21 protein-coding genes and 1 pseudogene are annotated in these 20,138 nt (G+C 62.6%); 8 read left to right on the forward strand and 14 right to left on the reverse strand.

Annotated features, from left to right (window positions below; all coding sequences use genetic code 11):
* Positions 1–16: 16 nt before the first annotated feature.
* The 12 genes from IPM20_04030 to IPM20_04085 form a co-directional block, all read right to left on the reverse strand.
* Entirely contained in the window at positions 17–724 is a 708-nt protein-coding gene (locus tag IPM20_04030; protein ID MBK9130799.1) for a ParA family protein, read from the reverse strand.
* Positions 725–945: 221 nt separating this feature from the next.
* Positions 946–1,659, reverse strand: coding sequence for a hypothetical protein (locus tag IPM20_04035; GenBank protein ID MBK9130800.1), 714 nt, complete (start codon positions 1,657–1,659; stop codon positions 946–948).
* Positions 1,660–1,702: 43 nt separating this feature from the next.
* Positions 1,703–2,071, reverse strand: a complete 369-nt coding sequence (locus IPM20_04040; protein MBK9130801.1) for a hypothetical protein — start codon at positions 2,069–2,071, stop codon at positions 1,703–1,705.
* A 120-nt stretch (positions 2,072–2,191) separates the two neighbouring features.
* The gene (locus IPM20_04045) at positions 2,192–3,148 is read right to left on the reverse strand and encodes an acetoin utilization protein AcuC (protein MBK9130802.1); all 957 of its coding nucleotides are present in this window, start codon (positions 3,146–3,148) and stop codon (positions 2,192–2,194) included.
* An 11-nt stretch (positions 3,149–3,159) separates the two neighbouring features.
* On the reverse strand, positions 3,160–3,705 hold the full coding sequence (locus IPM20_04050; GenBank protein ID MBK9130803.1) for a peroxiredoxin: 546 nt from the start codon (positions 3,703–3,705) through the stop codon (positions 3,160–3,162).
* Between the two features lie 69 nt (positions 3,706–3,774).
* Positions 3,775–4,656, reverse strand: a complete 882-nt coding sequence (locus IPM20_04055; protein MBK9130804.1) for a DUF3943 domain-containing protein — start codon at positions 4,654–4,656, stop codon at positions 3,775–3,777.
* Positions 4,657–4,682: 26 nt separating this feature from the next.
* Complete coding sequence (locus IPM20_04060) at positions 4,683–5,681, reverse strand: DUF3187 family protein (GenBank protein ID MBK9130805.1); 999 nt, start codon at positions 5,679–5,681, stop codon at positions 4,683–4,685.
* A gap of 62 nt (positions 5,682–5,743) precedes the next feature.
* Positions 5,744–6,382: a ParA family protein gene (locus tag IPM20_04065; protein MBK9130806.1), complete on the reverse strand. Its 639-nt coding sequence runs from the start codon at positions 6,380–6,382 to the stop codon at positions 5,744–5,746.
* A 177-nt stretch (positions 6,383–6,559) separates the two neighbouring features.
* Positions 6,560–7,765 carry an iron-containing alcohol dehydrogenase gene (locus IPM20_04070; GenBank protein MBK9130807.1) on the reverse strand — a complete coding sequence of 402 codons (1,206 nt, stop codon included), beginning with the start codon at positions 7,763–7,765 and terminating at the stop codon, positions 6,560–6,562.
* A gap of 122 nt (positions 7,766–7,887) precedes the next feature.
* Positions 7,888–8,184 carry an antibiotic biosynthesis monooxygenase gene (locus IPM20_04075; protein ID MBK9130808.1) on the reverse strand — a complete coding sequence of 99 codons (297 nt, stop codon included), beginning with the start codon at positions 8,182–8,184 and terminating at the stop codon, positions 7,888–7,890.
* A 107-nt stretch (positions 8,185–8,291) separates the two neighbouring features.
* Positions 8,292–8,795: a hypothetical protein gene (locus tag IPM20_04080; GenBank protein MBK9130809.1), complete on the reverse strand. Its 504-nt coding sequence runs from the start codon at positions 8,793–8,795 to the stop codon at positions 8,292–8,294.
* Positions 8,796–8,879: 84 nt separating this feature from the next.
* A complete protein-coding gene (locus IPM20_04085) occupies positions 8,880–9,950 on the reverse strand; it encodes a PA0069 family radical SAM protein (GenBank protein MBK9130810.1) in 1,071 nt (356 codons plus the stop codon).
* 267 nt (positions 9,951–10,217) lie between these two features.
* On the opposite strand from IPM20_04085, the gene IPM20_04090 reads away from it, so the two are divergent.
* Entirely contained in the window at positions 10,218–10,397 is a 180-nt protein-coding gene (locus IPM20_04090; GenBank protein MBK9130811.1) for a hypothetical protein, read from the forward strand.
* Positions 10,398–10,482: 85 nt separating this feature from the next.
* Here IPM20_04090 and IPM20_04095 read toward each other — a convergent pair.
* Positions 10,483–11,485 (reverse strand): annotated as a pseudogene (locus IPM20_04095) (zinc-dependent alcohol dehydrogenase family protein).
* Between the two features lie 155 nt (positions 11,486–11,640).
* Between IPM20_04095 and nhaA the strand changes: the two are divergent.
* Both nhaA and IPM20_04105 read left to right on the forward strand, forming a co-directional pair.
* Complete coding sequence (nhaA, locus tag IPM20_04100) at positions 11,641–12,825, forward strand: Na+/H+ antiporter NhaA (protein ID MBK9130812.1); 1,185 nt, start codon at positions 11,641–11,643, stop codon at positions 12,823–12,825.
* Positions 12,826–12,902: 77 nt separating this feature from the next.
* On the forward strand, positions 12,903–13,109 hold the full coding sequence (locus tag IPM20_04105) for a hypothetical protein (GenBank protein ID MBK9130813.1): 207 nt from the start codon (positions 12,903–12,905) through the stop codon (positions 13,107–13,109).
* 26 nt (positions 13,110–13,135) lie between these two features.
* Here IPM20_04105 and IPM20_04110 read toward each other — a convergent pair whose 3' ends face one another.
* Entirely contained in the window at positions 13,136–13,834 is a 699-nt protein-coding gene (locus IPM20_04110; GenBank protein MBK9130814.1) for a rhomboid family intramembrane serine protease, read from the reverse strand.
* Between the two features lie 150 nt (positions 13,835–13,984).
* Here IPM20_04110 and rimO point away from each other — a divergent pair, with 150 nt between their 5' ends.
* The 5 genes from rimO to IPM20_04135 all read left to right on the forward strand — a co-directional run bounded on the left by rimO (position 13,985) and on the right by IPM20_04135 (position 20,085).
* Positions 13,985–15,319, forward strand: a complete 1,335-nt coding sequence (gene rimO / locus IPM20_04115) for a 30S ribosomal protein S12 methylthiotransferase RimO (protein ID MBK9130815.1) — start codon at positions 13,985–13,987, stop codon at positions 15,317–15,319.
* Between the two features lie 143 nt (positions 15,320–15,462).
* A complete protein-coding gene (locus IPM20_04120) occupies positions 15,463–17,367 on the forward strand; it encodes a thiamine pyrophosphate-binding protein (protein ID MBK9130816.1) in 1,905 nt (634 codons plus the stop codon).
* Positions 17,368–17,396: 29 nt separating this feature from the next.
* On the forward strand, positions 17,397–18,452 hold the full coding sequence (locus IPM20_04125; protein MBK9130817.1) for a ubiquinone/menaquinone biosynthesis protein: 1,056 nt from the start codon (positions 17,397–17,399) through the stop codon (positions 18,450–18,452).
* On the forward strand, positions 18,452–19,288 hold the full coding sequence (locus IPM20_04130) for a citryl-CoA lyase (protein ID MBK9130818.1): 837 nt from the start codon (positions 18,452–18,454) through the stop codon (positions 19,286–19,288). The genes IPM20_04125 and IPM20_04130 overlap by 1 nt, the downstream gene beginning before the upstream one ends.
* Complete coding sequence (locus IPM20_04135) at positions 19,285–20,085, forward strand: hypothetical protein (protein ID MBK9130819.1); 801 nt, start codon at positions 19,285–19,287, stop codon at positions 20,083–20,085. The genes IPM20_04130 and IPM20_04135 overlap by 4 nt, the downstream gene beginning before the upstream one ends.
* Positions 20,086–20,138 lie beyond the last annotated feature (53 nt).

The raw sequence follows: 20,138 nt of genomic DNA on the forward strand, positions 1-20,138 counted from the left end.
GGGCGCGGGAAACTCATCAACGCGAGACGGATACCAGATTCAGGCGGGGACGCGACTCCTCACGCGCTTCCGTCTGGGCAGGCGCGGAAAGCCACTTGAGCAGCGGGGCCCATTGCTCGCGCTCGAACGCCGTCTCATCACCGTCGAGTTCGTGAATCCCCATGCCACCCTCCGCCGCGATAATATAGCTGTCAGTATCAGAAAGTGACGTCACAAACGGGATGTTAAGGCTGGCCAGGAACCTCTTCAGCGGCTCATACTGCGGGGCATCGCGCCGCACGCGATTGGCAATGACGCCCACGCGTATTCCCACGCGCCGGACCCTGCCGATCAGCAGGAGGTCGCGGACAAACGCGGAGGTGGCGTGGATATCGATCGACGATGGCGTCACGGGAATCACGATCGCATCGGCCCGGCTGATCATTTCCTGGAACTTCTGTCCGGTGACGCCGGCGGGGGCATCGATGATCACGCATCCGGTCTCGGGCGGCACGGTCATCTGCCAGACGCGGGTCAGGCCGTTGCGCGGCTTGCAGGCGTGAATCCCGTGGATATGAGGAAGATGGGCGGGTCTCGCGCTCAGCCAGTGCATGGTCGAGCCCTGGGGATCGTAGTCGAGCATTGCCGTCTTGACACCGCTGACCGCGTAAAAGCTGGCGAGATTGGCGGAAATCGTCGATTTTCCGCAGCCGCCTTTTGAATTGATCACCAGTATCGTTTGCATGCCACCAGACCACGCTTGTACGGAATGCCCAGGACCCCGCATCGATTCCCGCGGAAAAGACTGGAATCATGGACTTGCACCCATTGTGCACGAAACCGTCTTCCTGACCGTGTCTCCTGTCACAATAGCGGCACAGCGTAGCGATTATTGAAGCGGCCCAAACCCGCCGGCATCTCCGGCGGTTTCAACGTCGAGGTGGGTACGCGGACGTGCACGCCCACTCAGCGGGCGAATACGTCCTTCTGTTCGAGCACGAACCCCAGACCCGAGATATCGGGCGGAGCGGGTGGTGGCCGGGCCTCGTCGGGCCGCAGTACCGCGGTACCGGGAGGCGCGAGCGTGATAGCGCTGATATCCGGCAACGGGACCGGGGCCGGGGGGACACGGGAATCGAGATCCGGACCGGGCAGATCCACGGTCAGATCACCCAACTCGGGCAGGTCCGCCGGCTTTGCCGGCCGTGCCTCGACGAGTTCGATGCCCGGAGGCGCCATGCTCAGGGCGGACAGATCGTAGAGCGGAGCGGCCACCACACGGTCCATTCCCTCGAGCACGTCCGCACCCGCCGCGGCCAGCCGCATGTAGCCGAGATCGAACGCCGGCGTCGGGACTGCTCGCGGCGCGCTCAGAACAGTGCCCGCAGGGGCGATCGTCATGGCGGACTTCCTCTCCGCAGCCCCGGCGGTCGCGGGAGCCGCGGCCGCTTGTATGCGAAGCTCGCATATGGCGCCCGCCTTTTCCATCACGGCCTTGTACTTGTCCGCGGTCTGGCGATCGAGCCCTTTCTTGATGATCACCGGCCGGCCGCAGAACAGGCGCTCAACCGCGGCAGTGTCGGTCTTGAACAGCCGCGCCAGCTCGCGCTTGACCTGGGCAAGCTCGCGACCGGGCGCCACGGCGCCGGAAAAGACGATATCGTATCCCGGGGTCTCCATCAGGAACCGAATATCGGAAGGTCTGGCACAGGCGGTCACTGCCTCAATGCAGTGGGCGCCAGAAGCCGGTGAACTTCTTCACGTCTTCCCTCTGCAAACGGCCCTGCGCGCTCAGGATGCTCACCTCGTCACGCCTCAGATGCCGGACAGAGCCCTCGTCCTCCATATAGATCCACTTCCCGTTAATGACCAGCTCGAAAACCGTCGCCATCATGTCGTCGAACCTGATCGCGTACTGTTGCGCCAGCCGGTAAAAATCCTCGATCTGCAGCGCACGCCGCTGCTTCTGGAATTCCTCGCGGACCAGTGCCTCGATCGCCACGTCCCAGCGGGGGATCTCTTCTTCGAACTCCGTCGACACGTTGATCACGATGGGTTCCTCACCCTGGGTAGGAAAATAACGTATTTTCATTGTTGACCCGATAACTCCAATGCTTCGATGTCGTCCCCCGGGTTATCGACCATGGCCCGGGATCCTGAATGTTTCCATGTGCTTATTGTCACTCTTCCGAAGCGCCGGGGATTTGACTGATCACGGCGCGGGCGCCGAAAGAAGTTGTTCGACGACGGCATTCCAGCCCTCCGCGATGTTCCCGGCATCGTATCCTCCGCCACCCAGTGCCAGCAGCCGGCCGCCACTGTGCCGCTCGGCGAGCATGCAGAGCCGGCGCGCGGCATGGGCATGCGCGGCGGCGCTGTAGGCGAGATGCGTGATGGGGTCGCCCGCCAGACTGTCGGCGCCGCACTGGAACAGGATGAACTCCGGCCGCGCAGCGTCGATGAATGCCTCCACGGCCTCCCAGGCCGCCATGAATTCGCGGTCTCCGGCGCCGGCCGGCAGCGGGACATTGAGCTTGGTCCCGAGGGCGGGTCCGGCACCGCGCTCCTCCGCCCCGCCGGTCCCGGGGTAGAGATGGCGGCCGTCCTCGTGGATGTCGGCGAAGATCAGATCGGGGTCATTTTCATAGGCGTAAAACACCCCGTCGCCGTGATGCGCGTCGATGTCCACATAGGCGATCCGCCGCACCCCATGGCGCCGGCGCAGGGCCTCGATCGCGATGCCGCAGTCGTTGAACACACAGCACCCCGCCGCCTCGTCGCGCCGGGCATGATGCAGCCCGGCGATGGGCACGAAGGCACGCCGGCACCGCCCGGACAGGATGTGTTCGATCGCGGCCAGCGTGGTGCCCGCCACGGTGGCCGCGGCCTCGTATACCCCGGGGAACACCGGGGTATCCCCCCAGTCGAAATAGCCATGACCCGTGGCGGACCTGTCCCGGACCCAGTCCACGTATTCACGGGTATGAAACAGCTCGATGTCGGCCGGATCGGACCGGACCGGCGCGCGCAGGTCGGCGCGCTGCGCGAAACCGCGCCGGCCGAATTCGGCGAGAAACGCCTCCTGACGATAGGGGCCAAAGGGGTGGCCGCCGGGAAAGGCATAGCGCCCAAGCGCTTCGCCGGCGTAAACCGCGACCTCAGCGCTCATGGCCCGACCGTTCAGCCGGACGCCGCCGCATAGGCGCGTTGCAGTTCCTTCAGGTCGCCGATGATCTGATTACTGTGGTCCTTGGGGGAAACCTTGCGGTAGACCTTCGCGATCCGGCCGTCCGGATCGATGATGAAGGTATGGCGACGGGCGACTTTCAGGATGCCGAGATTGCGCAGGGAGCCGTAGGACGCCGCGACCGTTCCGCCGGCGTCGCTGAGCAGGGGAAACTGCAGATCGTGCTTGTCGGCGAATCTGGCATGACTGTCGCGGTCATCGAGGCTGGCGCCCAGCACCTGCGCCCCCATTTCCTCCAGTCGCAGGATGTCGTCGCGGAAGCGGCACGCCTCCTCGGTGCAGCCCGGGGTATCGTCCTTGGGGTAGAAATACAGCACCACCCAGCGCCCCCGGTAGTCGGACAGGTTGTGCATCGCCCCGGACTGATCGGGCAGCCGGAATCCCGGGGCTGCCTGGCCCGGCGCAAGCTCGCCCGCGCTGGCCACGCCCATGAACCAGCATGTGACGATCGCCAGGGTAATCCGCTTGTACCTGCTCATCTGCGTCGCCTCGCCGATGCCGTCTCGACCACGATACACCAAGCACCCGGCGAGGTCACGCCGCAGAAATCACCAGATCAATCGCAGGCGCAGTCCCGTAAACAGCTCCCTGGACTGTACACCCGCGTAGGCGTCCGCCGGGCCCACACGCCCTGCGGCATCGGCAAGCATCACGGCCGGAGTCAACGTGAAGGAGGCCTGGCGCCCGAGCGCGCTGTTGATCTGACGGTTAACCGCGCCCAGCGGATCCGTCATGATGAGCGTGGCCCGGTCGGTCCCGCTGAGGGCTTCGCCGTTCATCTCGCGGAATTGGATGCCCTCGCGTACCGACATGAAGTAACGGCCGACGAAAAAGCCCAGACCCGGCGTGAAAATCAGGTCCTGCACCGACACGGGCTCGAACAGGGCCTCGGCGCCGAATTCATACATGGTGGAAAGCGCGAAGGAATACCAGAACGACTGGGCGGGTTCATAACCACGTTCCGAAGCCCGCACGTAATACGACCCGCCCCAGTAGGGATGCATGATGTAATTGATCCACCATTGGTCGGTATCCCAGACCGGGTTGCTGACATTGTCTTTCCACTTCTGGAAATCGTACTGATCCTTGTCCTCCGCGGACCACCTGGATACGCTCTGCGGGCTGACGTAAAGGACACCGATGACGGCCAGTTGGGCGAAGCCGAAGTAGAGCGTATCCTGCTTCAATCCTTCCCAATCACGCCCCTCCTCCGCATCCGTGCCCGCGGAAAGCGAGAGCCTGGTGCGATCGCGTCCCGCCAGAGCAATGCCTCCGGCCGGATCGAGGGATAGCGCGGCAGCCTGATCGATGTGAGCGGCGCTGTAACTGTAGTGGCCGATGCTCGCGAGCGTGGCGGCCGGCGCCTGGCCGCTGGCCAGCATGGCAAAGGCGAAGGCAACCCCCATGGCGCCCGGTCGAACTGTCCGCATGAACCCATCCACGTAAATGGCCGGCATTATAATACCGTTCTCCACGCCAGGTGAAAGACGAGATCCGGCGTTGTATCGGTGAACAGATTTTCCACCAGCCCCAGATCCAGCATGTTCCGCCCCCAGAGGCCGATCGTCCCGCCCACGGTCAGTTGCACGGAGCTGGCTCCAAGCGCCGCGAGCTCGCTGTCGTAGAAGGATGTATGGGCGTCGAGCTGAGCCTTGAGCGAGAGGTCGTCCGTCAGCGCCGTTTCCGTACCCACCGTGCCGATCGCGACATAGTCGCGCCGGATCGCCTCCAGCACCTCGCCGCTCCCGAGCCGCAGCGCACCGAACGACCAGAACAGCGCCGTGCGCCAGCGTTCGAGCAGGGCGGTATCCATCGCGCTCAACTGCAATGCAAGGTCGGTGCCGCCACTGCCCAGCAGTTTTGCGGCATCGCCGCTCGGCAACTTGAGGCTGACGTGCAGGGCATAGTCGCGACCCGCCACCCGATCTTCTCCCAGCGGCAGGCCCAGGAAGAGCCGGACATCTCCCAGCCCTTCAGTGGGTTCATCCAGCACCAGGGAACCCTCCGGATCCTCATAGGAAAAAACAAGCTGATTGCGTTCGAAGGCGGTTCGTTTCCGGTTCGAGAGCCCGAAGGTATCGTGCCAGTTCTCGATAAAGCTGTCGAAGACGCCACGCCGGTGCATCACATAAGGAATCGCAATTCCGGCCTCCAGCCCGCCGGACAGGCCGCGGGTAACCATCAGCGTGCTGCGATAGGTCTCGCCATCAAGGATGATGTTCTCCGCGGCAGCGCCTTCGCCGATCGAGTTGCTGGTCAGATCGAGCGCGAAATCGAGACCCCAGGCGCCGGCCTCGACCAGCTGTGGGTTCTGCGGCAGCGGCAGGCTGAAAATCTGGATGAATGGATTCTGGTCGGCGGTCAGGAAGGGATGCGGCCCGCCGGCGGCGGGCGCCGCCGGCGCTGCGACCGCCAGGGACAGCCCCATGCCGGCCGCCCGCGCGATCCGGCGCACCGCCGCTTTACTCCGCGGACAGGGGACGTCTGCCAGACCGCCACGCTGAGGATCCTTCGACATCACTCAGGCAGACTGCGCTTGCTGTTCAGCCACCGCGTCAACGACTTCCACTGGTGCCGGTCCGGTTCGGCCAGCGAGGGGGCGAGTTCGAAGATACCGAGGCCGCGCTCCGCGGCGCGGATATAGTTCTGGGTGTCGCGCAAGGTGGCGACGAGCGGGATGTCGAGGCGCTTCAGAAAGCGCTCGAGGGAATGATAGATCAGCGTATTCTCGCGTACCCGGTTCGCCACCACCGCGACCTTGGTCTCCTGGCGCGACACCTTGCCGACGACAAGCAGCTCCTCAATGAAATGCGCCGCGGCGCGCATGTCCAGCGGCGACGGCAGCACCGGCATGACGATGCTCTGGGCACGGCGCACCAGATCGGTGATCGCCCGCCCGTGCACCGCCGCCGGGGCGTCCATGACCAGACAGTCGCAGTCCGGATCGACGCGGAAGGCGCCCGCATCGGCGGCGACACCGGCGATGCGAGGCCGCTCCTCGGACCGCGCCGCCAGCCAGTCCAGGCTGGAATGCTGCGGATCGAAGTCCGCCAGCGTGACCTTGAGTCCCTGCACGGCATAGATGCTGGCGATGTTCGTCGCGAGCGTGGTCTTGCCACAGCCGCCCTTGGCATTCAGAACCAAAATAGATCTCATAAGCAAAAAGTTACGAAATCAAACGCAGATAGATTCTAGATGGCAGGCTACGATACGGGAAAATGGCAAGTGGCGCAATTACATCGTACACCGGGACGGGTGTATTTTGCCATCGGGCCTTGGAGACACGTGAGGCCTTGGGGACAGATTTAAATCTGTCCCCGTTCTTATACATTCCTATGTCCGCAGTTCCAGCACGCGCCGGATCTCGGCGTCGGTCAGCACGATCGGATTGGTCTTCATGCTGCTGCCGCGGGCGTTGGCGACGACATGGTCGAATCCGGCGCGCTCCAGCCCATACTCGCGCAGTCGCGGCAGATGCAGGCGCGCGGTCCAGTCGCTCAGCAAGGTCAGCAATGCATCCCACGCCTCCTCACGGCGCGCGAACCCTTGGCCCGTCAGGACCTCGGCCGCCTCCGCATAACGCGGCAACGCGCGGTTGTCCGGCTCGCGGGCGCGCATCACCGCGAGATTGACCTCCGTCGCCGCGCCGACCAGCGTGCCGCACACCACGCCGTGCGGGATCGGATAATAGGCTCCGAGCGGCGACGCCAGGCCGTGTACCGAGCCGAGCCCGGTCTGCGCCAGAGTGATGCCGGACAGCAGCGCGGCGTAAGCCATGCGCGCTTGCGCGTCCGCGGCCGCTGCACCGGTCTCGTACCATTCGAGCAGGCCGTCGCGCACCGCGGCCAGACCACTCAACGCCAGCGCATCGGTCAGCGGGTTGGCGCGCAAGGAGACATAAGACTCGAGCAGCTGCGTCAGCGCATCCATGCCGTTGGCGGCGATGACGGCGGGCGGACAGCCGGCGAGCAGATCCGGATCGATGACCGCGTATTCGGGCACCAGCTTGTCGTCGCGAAAGGACTTCTTGAAGCCATCAAGCCCGGACCGGCTCAGCACCGCGTTCTTGGTCGCCTCGCTGCCGGTGCCAGCGGTGGTCGGCACCGCGATGAACGGCACCGCCGGACCCGCGTATTTCAGTTCCGGACCGACGCCTTCGAGGTAATCCATCACCGAGCGCCCCACGCGCAGCAGGCCGGCGGTGGCCTTGGCCGCGTCCAGCGCGCTGCCGCCGCCGATGCCGAGCACGCACTCGATATCCTCTCCGGCATATTGCGCCACCACCGTATCGACCAGCGTCGGTGTCGGCTCGCCCTCCACCCGGCAGTGCCACCAGTTGACGCCCTGCTCCGTCAACCCTTGTGTCAGGTGCTCCCAATGCGGACTCTCCTGGAATGAACGCGCCCCCGTCACCAGCAACACCCGTTGGCCGAAGCCGCGGACGATCGCGGGCAATCTGGAAGCGACGCCCGCGCCGAACTCGATGCGCGGCAGGCGGGCGATGGAAAATGGGGCAGGAGCGGAGCGAATGTTAGCCATCATGATTTTCTCGCGTTACGCAAACTGTGTGGTCACCCGGATGCAGTGCAGCGGAATTCGGAAACACATTCGATATCTCCCGGATTCCGGCCTGCCGGGCCTCTATCCGGGCTACATTGATTTCATCCGAAGGGAAACAGGCCGCGATACGGCACACTCTGCCGCGGCGCCGCCATCCACTCCGCCACCGCATCGCGCCAGGCCAGATAATGCGCGGTTCGCTTGTGGGCCGCCGCGTCCTCCGCCGAGGCATAGGCCTCATAGAGCACGAAGCGCGCCGGGTCCTCGTTCGACTGCAACACATCGAAACGCCGGTTACCCGCCTCCCGGATTGAGTCCTCGTGATTGCGCCGCGTCGCCTCGATGAAATCGCTGACGTGTTCGGGTTTGACCTGGATCTGGACAAGAGTTACTTGCATGGAAATCTCCAATTCGATGTCGCCCGGATAAAGCACAACGGAATCCGGGACGCAGAATTAACATATCCTGGCAACTCACAGTACGCACGAACCGCCCGGGATGCGGATTATACCCCGGTCTTGGGCATCAGCTGATGAAACAGGCTTGACTCCCGCTGATAGAAACCTTCCGTATGGAACGAATCCGCCAGCCCGAGCAGCACGTAGTCCAGATGATGACAGAACTCGTGCAGCACGGTGCGCAGGAAGGACTTGAACGCCACCACCTGGTTGCGCTTGGCGGTGCGCATCCAGACCTTGATGACGGCGTGTCCGCCCTCTTCCTGCGGTTGATAGCAGCCATGCAGCTCCTCGGTCTCGTCGGAGGGACGGCGCTCCAGCACGAGGATGCGCACGCGGCGGATCTTCAGTCCGTCCGCCATCGTATTGAGCAGTTCAGTGCAAATCTCTTGTACAACGTGCCGGTCGCCGCCCGGCAGCGCCTCTCCGAGCCGGCGTACGATTGGCTGCACGGCACGCCAGTTTGGCAACGGTACGACTGGCACCTCGTTGCTCTTGCGATAGATACCCTGCTGGCGGCGGGTCAGGCGCTTGTAGTAGGCGAAGGCCATACATCGTTCCTGTAATCGCCGGGACGGACTTATTCTTCGATGAGAATGGGGACAGATTTGAAATCTGTCCCCATTTTTCGCCCACTAAAACAGGCTCATTTGCGGACCGGCCGGTTTCCTGAACAGGGAACAGTCGAGCTCCGTCAGTGCGCCATAGCCGAACTTCTTCGCGGCCAGCCGGAAGCGCTGTCCGATCATGTCGGCGTATTCGCCCGAGCCACGCATGCGCGTGCCGAATTCCGACTGATAGTCCTTGCCGCCGCGCGTCTCCTGCAGGCGGCTCATGACATGCGCGGCCTTGAGCGGTTCGTGCGTGACGAGCCAGTCGCGAAAGATCTCCTTCAATTCCCATGGAAGGCGCAGCAGCACATAGCCGGCGGCGCGCGCGCCTGCCTCACGCGCCTGGCCGAGAATGTCCTCCAGCTCGGTATCGGTGAGCACCGGGATCAGCGGCGCCACCAGCACGGTGACCGGTACGCCGGCGGCGCTGAGCGTGCGAATAACCTCCAGCCGGCGCTGCGGCGCTGCGGCGCGCGGCTCCAGCCGTCGCGCGAGGTCGCGCCGCAGCGTGGTCACCGACACGGCGACACCGACCAGGTTCCGCCGGGCCGCCTCGCCCAGCAGGTCGAGATCGCGCTCGATCAGGGCGGACTTGGTCACGATGCTGAACGGGTGGCGGGCTTCCAGCAGCACCTCGAGGATGCGCCGCGTCAGGCCCAGGCGCCGCTCCACCGGCTGGTAGGCGTCGGTGATGATGCCGACCGCGATCGGCGCACATTCATAGCGCGGCGCGGCGAGTTCCTTGCGCAGCAGGTCGGGCGCGTCGGGCTTATAGAACAGCCGGCTCTCGAAGTCGAGCCCGGGTGACAGGTCGAGGTAGGCGTGGGTCGGTCGCGCGAAGCAATAGACACAGCCGTGCTCGCAGCCGCGATAGGGATTGATCGAACGGTCAAAGCCGACATCGGGCGAGCTGTTGTAGCTGATCACGCTGCGGCTGGCGTCCACTGTCAGCGTGGTGGCCAGCGGTTCCAGCGGGGCGTCGAGGCTGCCCCAGCCGTCATCGACCTCCGCGCGCGCAGTCATACCGTAACGGTTGTCGGGGCTCAGCGTGGCGCCGCGCCCGGATTGCCTGCGTTCAGGGTGACCGGTCTTCATCCGGACAAGATACGCGCGCCCCGGGCACCCGGCAACCAATCAGACTTCACATAATGTTTAACTCACATCATATTATTTATAAAAAATAAAATAGAATTCTTCCAGCTCTGTGAAGGGGCCCGTGCGCGCCTTTGTCCGGCACACGGCGTGCGGCCCGCCACCGCGCTGGCACGCGGCGCATTAAATCCGCCCGCGCGGATGTCGATATCAGACAAGGAGGAATCAAAAATTTCACATCGACGGGCATAGACTTCGGAGGTAACACCAATGACGGATATGTTGATCGAGGCGGTGTTCATGGCGTTCGTCGTCGGCGGTATCGTCGGCGCGGTGATCGCACTGAGCCTCAAATCCAGCAAGGCCTGGGGCGAGCAACACGACGCGGATGATACCGGAGACCTCCAGCCGCTGCGCATTCGCAGCGAACGGCCGCGTTACCGCCGCTGATCACTACCGACAGGTGTGATCGCTGCTCCGGAAACGTTCGGCGCGGATGCGCGGCTGCCCCCCGGCCGCTCGACATGCTTGCGCATCAGTCCGCAATCTCGAGCACGATCTTGCCACGGGTGTGCCCCTGCTCGATGAGCCGGTGCGCCTCGGCGGCCCACTCCAGCGGCAGGACGCGCGCGACGTCGATTTTTAACGAACCCTCCTCGCACCACTCCCGGCAACGATCCAGCATCTCCCCCCTGACGCCGTCGCGCGTCCATCAGTCCGCGCAACATCGGGATCAGCATGAACTCGAAACCGACGCGCAGGTTACGGTTGCGCGCCTCGCGCCACGCCACATCCGTGCCGGGATCGAGCAGGGTGATCAGATCGCCATAGTGCGCAACGGCCTCGATGGTGCGGCGGAATACCTCGCCACCCACGGTATCGAGCGCCACATCCACGCCCCGCCCGCCGGTCCATTCATTGACCGCCGACACGAAGTCGCGCTCTGAATAGACGATTGCCTCGTCCGCGCCCAGGCTGCGCGCGTAAGCAGCCTTGTCCGGATTGCCCACGGTGACGCAGACGCGGGCCCCAGCGCGCCGCGCGAGCTGGATCGCGACGTGGCCAACCCCACCGGTGCCGCCGTGGATTAGCACAGATTGCCCCGCGCGCAGATGCGCGCGATCGAACAAAGCCTCCCATGCCGTGATCAGCACCAGCGGAGCCGCGGCGGCCTCGGTGAAATTCAGTGCCGCCGGTTTCGGTCGCGCCACATCCTGATCGATGACCTTGTACTCGGCATAGCACCCCGGGTCACCGCCGGCACCGCCGTCGCAGAACCAGACCTCGTCGCCCGCCTTGAAGCGCGTCACCGCCGCGCCAGTCTCGACGACATAGCCGGCGCCGTCACAGCCGAGCACCGCGGGCAGCGCGCCGGGGAAGTACAAGCCGCGATGGCGCATCTTGGTATCGACGGGATTCACTCCCGCCGCGCGCAACCGCACCTTGATCTGCGTCGGCACGGCAATCTCCGGTTCCGGAATCTCCCGGTACTCCAGTACATCGGGTTCACCCACTGCCGTCATTACCACTGCCTTCATCTCATCGCCCCCCGATGTCTGACCAACCCCATATCCCACGCAAGGCCAGCAGGAATATTTTCGTTGCAACCGTCTCCCGATTTTGCCATGGTAACTCCCAAAACCACAGGGAAGGGCTCAATTCCGTTCCCTTATTGCAGAACGAGGGAATAGTAATGGTATTGAGCTCCATCCGTGAATTTCTGCGCCTGGAATCGGCCAGCGGCATCCTGCTGCTGGTCGCCGCCGTGCTGGCCATGATCGCTGAAAATTCCGCCGCCCATTCGCTCTACGGGGCCCTGCTAGGTACGCCCGTGGAGATCCGCATCGGCGCTTTCCAGATCGCCAAACCCTTGCTGCTGTGGGTCAATGACGGCCTTATGGCAGTCTTCTTCTTTCTCGTCGGGCTTGAACTGAAACGCGAGATACTGCAGGGTGAACTGTCCGACCGCTCACAGATCACGCTGCCACTGGTCGCGGCTATCGGCGGGATGGCGGTACCCGCGCTGATCTACATTGGACTGAATCATGACAACGCGACGGCCCTCAACGGCTGGGCGATTCCCACGGCCACCGACATCGCCTTCGCCCTCGGCGTGCTGTCGCTGCTGGGCGACCGCGTCCCCACCGCGCTGAAGCTGTTCCTGATGACACTGGCCATCATCGATGACATCGGTGCGATCATCATCATCGCCCTCTTCTATACCGAAGGACTCTCCACCACCTCCCTGCTCGTGGCGCTCGCTGCTTTCAGCGTCCTGTTCCTGATGAACAAGCGCGGCGTGATCAGTATTTTCCCGTATATCGCGGTGGGTCTGATCCTGTGGGTGGCGGTGCTGAAGTCCGGCGTGCATGCCACATTGGCCGGTGTGGTGCTGGCCCTGTTCATCCCGCTCAGGACAGGTCAACCTAGTCCCTCGCCACTCGAGCAGCTCGAACATGACCTCCACCCCACCGTCGCCTACGGGATCCTGCCTCTGTTCGCCTTCATGAATACCGGGGTGTCACTCGAAGGCCTCTCACTAGACTCCTTCACACAAGGTGTCCCGCTGGGCATCGCGCTAGGCCTTTTTGTGGGCAAGCAGATCGGCGTGTTCGGGTTCTCCTGGCTGACCATCAAGCTGGGGGTCGCGCGCCTGCCCGAGAACTGCGGCTGGTCGGCCCTCTACGGCGTCTCGCTGCTGTGCGGAATCGGCTTCACGATGAGTCTGTTCATCAGTTCACTGGCCTTCGATGCCGCGGATCTGTCCAAGGTGGCGGACGACCGCCTGGGCATTCTCAGCGGCTCGCTGCTCTCCGCCATCGCCGGTTACTGGGTGTTGCGCCTCGTGCTGCGCAAGCCGCCGGAAGAAGCACCTTAAGCCACCGTGGCGATTGCCTGACGCGCGGCAATCACTATAATCTGCTCTCTATCTTGGCCAACAACGACTGGACCTCCATGAAACACTATGGCATCAAGATCACGCTTCCCCCGGGCGACACCCTGACCGCGTCCCATCTGCTCGGCAGCAATTGGGAATCCTACCGCTGGTACGACAGCGAGGCCGACCGCGACCGCGCCTATGAACAGATGCTGGATCGTCCGCCCTATTACCGCCGCGACGAGGACGCGTCGCAGATCATCACGAAGGTCGAGCGGGTATAGAAGAACAGGCGCGAACCTGTCCGGTGTCAACGCCGACGCGGCGGGTTGAAGAACCGCACGCCGCGATGCTTGAACAGCGGAATCAGCGCCATCCCGGCGACGAATCCGCCCAGATGGGCGAACCATGCCGTCCCGCCCTCCCCGGCCGTTGCCGCCGCGGAACTGATGAGCTGCAGCAGGAACCAGAACCCCAGCACCAGCAGCGCCGGCAGCGACATCATGTGCATTATGAAGCCGAACGGGACCAGTACCTGCACGCGCGCGTGCGGATACAACAGCAGGTAGGCGCCGAGCACACCCGAGATCGCCCCGCTCGCCCCCACCATCGGGATCTGTGCGGTCGCCTCGAAAACGGCCTGGGCCAGGGCGGCGGACACGCCGCACAGCAGGTAGAACACGATGAAGCGCGCGTGCCCCATGGCATCCTCGATGTTGTTCCCGAAGATCCACAGGTACAGCATGTTGCCGATCAGGTGCATCCAGCCGCCATGGAGAAACATGGAGGAAAACACGGTCAGCCCCGCCGGCACGACCTCCAGTCCGGGCTCGAGGTGCGCGGAGCCGAACAGGACGGCGGGGATCAATCCCAGGCTGAACACGGCGCGCTCGAATCCGCTTGGACCCAGCGATATCTGCCACAAAAAGACCAGGCAGCAGGCGACGATCAGCCCCAGGGTGACCAGGGGGCGGGTCGAGGTCGGATTATCGTCTCGCAGGGGGATCATGGGCGGATGCAGGCTATATTAGCAGGCGCGCCGCGAGCGGCCGAACCCAGCAGCCAACGGCTCCGGCGGTTCCCCATGCTATACTCGCCGCCGCGAGCGGACCGCCTCTGAGCCACGGATGCGGCGCCCCATACCGATACCACGCCAGCCATGAAACACACCATTCCCCGCGTCGGTTTCGTCAGCCTGGGCTGTCCCAAGGCCCTGGTCGATTCCGAACGCATCCTGACCCAGCTCCGTGCGGAGGGCTATGCGGTCGCGCCCAGCTACGAGGCGGCCGATCTCGTCGTGGTCAACACCTGCGGATTCATCGACAGCGCCGTCGAGGAATCGCTCGATGCCATCGGCGAGGCGCTGGCCGAAAACGGCAAGGTCATCGTGACCGGCTGTCTCGGCGCGCGCGAGGCGGAGATCCGCGACGTGCATCCCCGGGTACTCGCGGTCACCGGACCGCATGCGCTCGACGACGTGATGCAGGCGGTGCACGCGCATCTGCCGCCGCGGCATGATCCCCGTACGGATCTGGTCCCGCCCCAGGGCCTGCGCCTGACGCCGCGACATTACGCCTACCTCAAGATCTCCGAAGGGTGCAATCATCGCTGCACCTTCTGCATCATCCCCTCGATGCGTGGCGACCTCGTCAGCCGGCCGATCGGCGAGGTCATGCAGGAGGCGGAAAACCTGGTCCGCGCCGGGGTGAAGGAACTGCTGGTGATCGCGCAGGACACCAGCGCCTACGGCGTCGATCTCCGCTACCGGACCGGATTCTGGGGTGGCCGCCCGGTCAGGACACGCTTCACCGAGCTTGCGCGCAGCCTGGGCGAACTCGGCGTATGGGTGCGCCTGCATTACGTCTACCCTTACCCGCATGTGGACGAGGTCATCCCGCTGATGGCCGAGGGCAGTATCCTGCCCTATCTCGACATCCCCTTCCAGCACGCGAGTCCGCGCATCCTGAAGGCGATGAAGCGGCCGGCGGGTGGCGAGGATGTATTGCAGCGCCTGCGCCACTGGAGATCGGTCTGCCCCGATATCGCCGTGCGCAGCACCTTCATCGTCGGCTTCCCCGGCGAGACCGAGGAGGATTTCCAGCGCCTGCTCGATTTCCTGCGGGAGGCGCGCCTCGACCGCGTGGGCTGTTTCACCTATTCGCCGGTGGAGGGCGCCGTGGCGAACGGACTCGCCGGCCCCGTGCCGGAGGAGATCAAGCAGGAGCGCCTCGAGCGATTCATGCAGACGCAGGCGGAGATCAGCGCGGACAAGCTCCGGCAACGCGTCGGACAGACGCTCACCGTCCTGGTCGATGAGGTCGAATCCGATCAGGCGCGGGCGCGCAGCTACGCGGACGCCCCCGAGATCGACGGTATCGTGCATATCGCCCGGGCCGGATCGCTCCAGCCCGGGGACCTGGTCGGCGTCACGATCACGGACTCGGACCCGCATGATCTGCACGGGCATCCCGCTCCCCTGCACGGGAAGGCATAAAGACAAAATATTGGCGCGCGCACCCCGGCTGCGAGGGTTCAACTCTGTAATTTTCTTGCAATTTCAGGAATGAACAATTAATGTCTGATGCTCATTCTCTGGGAAGAAGGCTATCCGCCTGATAAAAATATGGATGAACTTTTATGACGAAGTTCTTCGATATACAAAAGAATTACCCCGACCTTGCACCGAGCACCTTCCCAGAAGCCGCCGATCTGATCGTACATTACATCGAGCAAACCGGAAGCCGTTTTGTCTTCGGCGTGCCGGGCGGCGCGATCGAGCCTCTGTACAATGCACTTGCGCGCAGCGAGCGCCGTGGCGGCGTCGCATCGGTGGTGGCGCGCCATGAGTCGGGCGCCGCGTTCATGGCCGACGGTTACGCCCGCGAGACCGGTCTCCTCGGCGTGTGCTGCACAACCACCGGCCCCGGAGCAACCAATATCATCACCGGCGTTGCGAGCGCGTATCAGGACGATATCCCCCTGCTGGTGATCACCGCCCAGACCCCGCTGGACACCTTCGGTCGCGGCGCCGTGCAGGAATCGAGCTGTACCGGCATCGACACCGTGGCCATGATGGGCCACTGCACCCATTACAACTCCCTGGTTTCCGATGTCAGGCAACTTGAGCGCAAGCTGGTCAGCGCCATCACCACCGCCTTCCAGGCGCGCGGGCCGGCCCATCTGAGCATCCCGCTCGATATCCTCCGCACGCCGACTTCCTTCACCGGCGGAGTCGCCGGTCTGGCGTCACTGATGCAAACGCGGAAACTTGCCGATCCTGCCGAGATCTCCGCCCTCGCCCGTCGTGTGCGCAAGGCGCACCACCCGATACTGATCGTTGGCGAAGGCTGTACCGCGGCCATGGGTCCGATCCTTAAGCTGGCCGAGCGCATCGGCGCGCTGCTGGTCACAACGCCCCAGGGCAAGGGTCTGGTCGACCCCTACCATCCGAATTACCGTGGCGTGTGTGGACTGGCCGGCCACGAAGGTGCCCGGAGACTGCTCAGGAACCCGGCGATTGATCTCGTCCTCATCATCGGCAGCGCGCTCGACGAACAGGCGGCGCAGGGCTGGCTGGAGAATGAAAACCTGAGGGGCAAGATTGCCCATATCGACGAACTGCCGCGCCATTTCACCCGCTCCCTGGAGGCCGAATGGCATATCCTGGGCAGCATCGAGGCGGTATTCACCAGCCTGCTCACGCAGTTCGGCGACGGGGCTGCACCCGCCGCATGGGATACCCGGGATCTCGGCACACCCTATTCCCCGAATGTCATCGACTTCGAGCGTCGCCTGGCAAACCGGCGCCGGAACAACGATGCCTCCAATAACGGAATCGAGCGCCGTGGAACCGATCGTCGTCACGATACCGGGCTGTCCCCGCCCAGACGCCACTTTGGACTGACCGATGAGGCAAAATACCTCGGCAGCACGACCCCGATCAGGCCGCAGCGCCTGATGTATGATCTCGCGCGCCTGTTGCCGGCGGACACCTGCTATCTGGCCGACATCGGTAACAGTTTCCTCTGGGGCATTCATTACCTGCATCCGCATTTGCCGTTGACCGGCCGCGAGGGCAGGACAGACAGTTATTTCCGCACCTGCATGGGCTTCGCTTCCATGGGCTGGGCCATCGGCGCCGCCGTGGGCACCGCCCTGGGCAACCCCGAGCGCCCGGTGGTCTGCCTGGTCGGCGACGGCAGCTATCTGATGAGCGGCCAGGAGATCACTACAGCGATACAGCACGAACTGTGCATCATATTCATCATCCTGAACGACAGCGCGCTCGGCACGGTAAAACACGGACAACGCCTCGCCAAGGCCGAGCGCATCGGCTATGAGCTGCCGCCCGTGGACTACGCGGCTCTCGCGAACGCGCTCGGCGTCGAAGCCTACCGGGTACGTTCCCCCGAGGACCTGCAGACCCTGGACATCAGGCGCCTGTGCCGGCGCCGCGCCCCGGTGCTGATCGACGTTTACGTCGACGGCGAAGAAACCCCTCCACTGGCGGAACGGATGAACATGCTCGCCATGCATTGGTGATTCCCCTGCCATGGCCTGCGGCAAGAACAATGGCGAAAATCATGCATGAACATCCATCTAACATCCCGGAAAACCCGAGTTGCGACAATCGCCCGCTGTGGGATATTTGGCTCTCCGGCTTCCGGCTTCCGGCGCTGACAGTAGCCGATGAAATCGGTTTATTCGCGTTTCTTGATGATCAGCCGTCCCCACTTTCCGCGATCGCCGCACGGCTCGGGTTTAGTGAACGCGCCTGCGAGGCGCTGATACATCTGCTTTGCGCCCTCGGCTTTGTTGCCAAGCGCAACGATCTGTTTTATCTCTCTGAACTTTCGCGCAACTACCTCTTGCCGAACAGCCCCTACTACTGGGGCGGTGTCCTGAACACAGTCAAACACATGCCGGTCAGCCATGGCATGATCCTGGAGGCCCTCCGACGCGACACGGACGGGAATACCCGACTTACAAAACCCTTCACCGAAGATTGGGAAAATAATTCCCTGGCCGAGGAAAAAGCCAGGAGTTTCACTGCCAAAATGCACAGTCACGGGTTCTCGGCCGCCGTGGCACTGGCGCAAAGCGGACGGCTGCGAGGGTTTCGCCGGCTCCTCGATATCGGCGGCGGGTCGGGCTGTTATTCAATTGCGCTTGCCGCGATCAATCCGGACTTACATTGCACGGTTGCCGATCTGCCTGTGGTGTGCCCGATAACGCAGCAATATATCGACTCTTTCAGGCTTTCTGAGCGCGTCCGAACACTGGCACTGGACATGTTCAATGACCCCTGGCCTCATACCCAGGATGCTATCCTGTTCAGTGATATCCTGCACGACTGGGAGCGTTCGCGCTGTCTCTGGCTGATCAGGAACAGTTTTGACAGCCTTCCCAGTGGAGGACAAATCTTTCTGCATGAAGTATTACTGGAAGATGACAAGATCGGCCCATTGACAGCAAACGCCTACTCCCTGGCGATGCTGCTGGTTACCAAAGGCCAGCAATTCACCGCCGGTGAACTTGAAGCAATGCTCTCCGCAGCTGGCTTCACCGACATCTCCAGCGTACCCTCGCATGCTTACTACTCGCTGATCAGCGGGAGGAAGCCCTGATGGCCGAGCCACCCAAAGAATCCATACACAGCCGTATCTGGCGCGAAGAACCTGAAGCTGATAATCCCTTCGCCGCATCGGCTTGTTACTGCCATGGTTACGATGTGTTCGGCGATGTACTCGGGAAAGCCGGCTGGATTGAATATCTATACCTGCTTTTCATGGGCGAACGCCCGTCCCGGGAGCATGCGAAATTACTGGAGGATCTGGCCGTTGCTCTCGCGAACCCGGGCCCACGGGACAACAGTGTCCAGGCAGCGATGAACGGCAGCGTCGGCGGATCTCACAACGCCGCCTGCCTGATGGCCGCACTCGCAGTCGGCGCCGGTCAACTTGGCGGTGCGCGTGAAGTCGCACTGGCGATGGAGGTATGGGATACCTGTGGCGACGACCTGAACGCCTGGATACTTCGGCTGACGAACCCACCCAAAGATGAACGTGCGAATGTATGGCCGGAAATGGAGCATGCCCCCGGATTCGATCCCCATGGCGCAAGTTGTCCCACTCCGATACGACAAGTGATTAAGCACCTGGCTGAACAGCCCCCAGCGGATTCATTGCGCTGGATCGAGGCGAACCGTGAGGCCTTGGAAACGGCAGCCGATTGCCCTCTTAGCATCACCGGCGTTGCCGCCGCAGCATTTCACGATCTCGGTCTCACCTCCGAACAGGGCGAGATGCTGTTTCTTCTGCTTCGACTGCCTGGCGCCGCTGCACATGCCCTTGAACAGAAGGAATTTGGTTTTCGTAATTTCCCTTTCTATCGTCACTCTATTCATCTGGATGATGATCCAGGTCCCCATAACAGCGTTGGCGCGGAAATGACACTACCGTGAAAGGCCCTGGGAATCTAATTGCACACGAGAATAACTGGCATACCCGGATGGGACTGGTGTTCCCCGGTGAGCGAGTGGTTTTCCGCGGTCATGATCTGTTCAATGATCTTAAAGATATTCGTTGGATGGAGTTATTGCTATTAGGGATTACCGGACGAAAATTTACTAGCGAACAAATGCGCCTCTTTGAAGGAATCTGGGTATTAAGCACCAGTTACCCGGACCCTCGAATATGGAATAACCGAATTTCAGCACTTGGCGGGACGTCCAGAAGCACAGCCGTGCTTTCAATTAGCGGCGCGATGTCTGCGTCAGAAGCAACAATTTATGGCTTCAAACCCATCATTGGCGCATATGATTTTATATCTCGCGCCAGAAGTCTAATGACGATTAACAATTCTCTTGAGGAATTCGTAATAGCCGAGATAAAAAAATATCGCACACTACCCGGTTATGCACGACCAATCATCAACTCTGACGAGAGAATTATTCCTTTATACACTCTTGCCAAAAAACTCTGCTTGGCTGACGGCGAACATACTCGAGTTGCCTTCATGATAGAAGACATACTGCAGACGAATCGCTACAGGCTAAAAATGAACGTGGCAGCCTTGGCCGCCGCTCTCTGCGCAGATCAAGAGTTATCCCTAAATGAATACTATCTGTATCTAACACCTTGCTTCATTGGAGGAATGCTGCCTTGCTTTATGGATACCAGCCATCAGCCTGCGGGCACATTTCTTCCCGTGACATGCGAAAGGATTTCATATAAAGGAAAACCAAGCCGAAAGTGGTAATTACCTCTGCTGACCTTCCTGAATTCCATCCCCGTAGAGCTTCGAGCCAGATC

It is taken from the genome of Gammaproteobacteria bacterium, from assembly GCA_016716465.1.
GTDB lineage: Bacteria > Pseudomonadota > Gammaproteobacteria > SZUA-140 > SZUA-140 > JADJWH01.

Coding starts and splice junctions, on each gene's coding strand:
- IPM20_04030 (MBK9130799.1), bottom strand. CDS start 724: ATGCAAACGATACTGGTGATCAATTCAAAAGGCGGCTGCGGAAAATCG.
- IPM20_04035 (MBK9130800.1), bottom strand. CDS start 1,659: ATGGAGACCCCGGGATACGATATCGTCTTTTCCGGCGCCGTGGCGCCC.
- IPM20_04040 (MBK9130801.1), bottom strand. CDS start 2,071: ATGAAAATACGTTATTTTCCTACCCAGGGTGAGGAACCCATCGTGATC.
- IPM20_04045 (MBK9130802.1), bottom strand. CDS start 3,148: ATGAGCGCTGAGGTCGCGGTTTACGCCGGCGAAGCGCTTGGGCGCTAT.
- IPM20_04050 (MBK9130803.1), bottom strand. CDS start 3,705: ATGAGCAGGTACAAGCGGATTACCCTGGCGATCGTCACATGCTGGTTC.
- IPM20_04055 (MBK9130804.1), bottom strand. CDS start 4,656: ATGCGGACAGTTCGACCGGGCGCCATGGGGGTTGCCTTCGCCTTTGCC.
- IPM20_04065 (MBK9130806.1), bottom strand. CDS start 6,382: ATGAGATCTATTTTGGTTCTGAATGCCAAGGGCGGCTGTGGCAAGACC.
- IPM20_04070 (MBK9130807.1), bottom strand. CDS start 7,765: ATGGCTAACATTCGCTCCGCTCCTGCCCCATTTTCCATCGCCCGCCTG.
- IPM20_04075 (MBK9130808.1), bottom strand. CDS start 8,184: ATGCAAGTAACTCTTGTCCAGATCCAGGTCAAACCCGAACACGTCAGC.
- IPM20_04080 (MBK9130809.1), bottom strand. CDS start 8,795: ATGGCCTTCGCCTACTACAAGCGCCTGACCCGCCGCCAGCAGGGTATC.
- IPM20_04085 (MBK9130810.1), bottom strand. CDS start 9,950: ATGAAGACCGGTCACCCTGAACGCAGGCAATCCGGGCGCGGCGCCACG.
- IPM20_04090 (MBK9130811.1), top strand. CDS start 10,218: ATGACGGATATGTTGATCGAGGCGGTGTTCATGGCGTTCGTCGTCGGC.
- nhaA (MBK9130812.1), top strand. CDS start 11,641: ATGGTATTGAGCTCCATCCGTGAATTTCTGCGCCTGGAATCGGCCAGC.
- IPM20_04105 (MBK9130813.1), top strand. CDS start 12,903: ATGAAACACTATGGCATCAAGATCACGCTTCCCCCGGGCGACACCCTG.
- IPM20_04110 (MBK9130814.1), bottom strand. CDS start 13,834: ATGATCCCCCTGCGAGACGATAATCCGACCTCGACCCGCCCCCTGGTC.
- rimO (MBK9130815.1), top strand. CDS start 13,985: ATGAAACACACCATTCCCCGCGTCGGTTTCGTCAGCCTGGGCTGTCCC.
- IPM20_04120 (MBK9130816.1), top strand. CDS start 15,463: ATGACGAAGTTCTTCGATATACAAAAGAATTACCCCGACCTTGCACCG.
- IPM20_04125 (MBK9130817.1), top strand. CDS start 17,397: ATGGCGAAAATCATGCATGAACATCCATCTAACATCCCGGAAAACCCG.
- IPM20_04130 (MBK9130818.1), top strand. CDS start 18,452: ATGGCCGAGCCACCCAAAGAATCCATACACAGCCGTATCTGGCGCGAA.